Raw genomic sequence first — 2107 nt, 5'->3', positions numbered from 1 at the left:
GGCAGGCGTGGGGGGTTCAGCTGGCGGTGAAGGCGCCGGGGCCGCGGAGGTAGGCCCCGGCGCCGTTGTCGCCGTTGGAGCGCACGGGCAGGACGGTCACGCCCGCGGCGAGGAGGCCCCTGACGGTCTTCAGGGTCGGGTCCCCGGCCGCTGCCGCGGCGGCGCAGGCGGTCTCCACCGCCTCGGGCCGGTGGGTGCCGGCGAGGCGGATGATGCCCTGCGCGGCGCGGATCCGGTGCACCGCCGGCTCCTCGAGCAGCCCTTCGACCAGGGCCGCGGCCGCGGGGCCGATCAGGGAAGCGTTCTCGCGGCACCATGCGGCGTCCCGGGTGAAGAACCCGGCCGCGGCGGGCGGGTAGTCGGCCAGGTCGCTCTGGCGGCCCTTGGCGATCCTGGGGTGGACCTTCGCGATCGCCCCGTCGAGGTGGAACTCGACCGTCGTGCCGCTCAGGCGCACGTCCAGGCGGGTCCCGACGAGCTGGTAGGGCACCGAGTAGAGAACGCCCCTGACCGAGGCGTGGCAGTCCGATCCGACGGTGGCGGTGCGCCACTCGGCGGGCTCGAGCCTGCGCGGCGGAAGCGGGACCATGGTGGGCCGTTCCACGGCGGCCAGGACCTCCCACGGGCTCTGCCCGGCAAGGGCCCTGGGCCTCCGGGCCCCGGCGACTTCCCGGCACCACCGCTCGGCCTCGGCGCCCATCTGCGCCAGCGAGGCGAAGGATCGACCGGCCCAGAACGAGCCGCGCACGTACTGGACCATCCGCTCCACGTGCGGCTTGTCCTTGGGCCTGTTGGCCCGGGCCGGATCGAGCAGGGTCCCGTAGTGCTCGGCCAGCTCGGCGTAGGCCCGGTTGAGCTTGGGGTCGTAGAGGTCGGGCCTGATGACCCCGGTCTTGAGGTTGTCGCTCGTGATCCGGCGCGGGACGCCGCCGAAGAACTCGAACGCGGCCACGTGGGCGTTCGTCCACGCCGTCTGGTCCATCCGCGTGGTGGGGAAGACGAAGGGCTGCTTGGAGAACGGCAGCGTCAGCACGAACGCCCACACCCGGTGCCCTCTGCCGGTCTCCGGGTCGCGCCAGTGCCCGAGCATCCCGTAGTCGACCTCGCCGAGCTCTCCCGGCGCGGACAGGGGCTTGAGCACTGTCGGGGCCCTCCGCCCGCGTCCGGCGTCGGGCAGGGTCGCGGCCAGCCACCGGTAGAACGAGCGCTGCGAGGCACTGACCCCGTGCTCGTCCACGAGGCGCTGGTGGACCACGGCCCCTGCGACCCCGGCCTCCAGCTGCTCCCTGACCCACTCGACCCTGGAATCGAACTCCGGCCAGGTGATCTGCCGCAGCCTCCCGTCCACGACCGTCGGGAACCAGCCCGCGACCATGTCCCGCCACTCCTCGGCCCCCAGCCCGAGCCCGGGGGCCAGGCCCTCGGCCTCGGCCGGAGCCAGGTACTTCGCCACCGTCTTGCGGTCCATGCCCAACGACACCGCGAGCTCGCTCTTCGAGCGGCCCGCGTCCCAGTGCATGAACAGTTCGACCAGATCCATCACAGCCACACTCCTACGCGCCAAACCACCAACCCCCACCTCCGGCCCGACCATCGGACCCGAGGCAAGGCTCTCGGACAAGGCACCAGCGGCGCGTGACGTCATCCCCATGGGGAATAACGTGGCGAACCACCGCTCAAAGTGGGGAAAACCGTGGCGAAAACCCACCTACGAGTGGGGAATTACATGGCGGACGACACCGTCACACGCAGGGCGCCCTCAGCCCTACGATGATGGCTTTCGAGATCGGGGTCGTGAGCGTGCGGCAACGGCTCCGCCGGCTCGGGCCGCTCAGCTGCGGTCACGTCGATGTCGCCGCGTTCGGCCTGGAGCGACTTCGCGATGAAGCCGTGCTCGTCGTCGGCTGGCGCCTCGTGGCCGTCGAACGCCCCGCTCTCGTGAAGGCGGGTGCCTCTATGGTCTTCGTCCAGCTCCTGCCGCGGCCGGGGGCTGGTAGAGGGTGCCGTCGCGGAGCATAGCGAAGAGGACGTCGCAGCGGCGGCGGGCGAGGGCGATGAGGGCCTGGTTGTGCCGTTTGCCCTGAGGGCTTTTGCGGTCGTAGTAGGC

General features: G+C 71.8%; 1 protein-coding gene and 1 pseudogene. Both read right to left on the bottom strand.

Annotated elements, in window-relative coordinates; genetic code table 11:
- Nucleotides 1-16: 16 nt before the first annotated feature.
- Complete coding sequence (istA, locus tag ACYVKZ_RS20295; RefSeq protein WP_168928717.1) at nucleotides 17-1540, bottom strand: IS21 family transposase; 1524 nt, start codon at nucleotides 1538-1540, stop codon at nucleotides 17-19.
- A 414-nt stretch (nucleotides 1541-1954) separates the two neighbouring features.
- Nucleotides 1955-2107, bottom strand: a pseudogene (locus ACYVKZ_RS20290) (IS110 family transposase); the annotation flags it as partial.

The sequence above is a fragment of the Sinomonas soli genome (assembly GCF_054782415.1).
The sequence above is the reverse complement of the archived record's forward strand: the minus strand, read 5'-3'. Positions and strand labels throughout refer to the sequence as shown.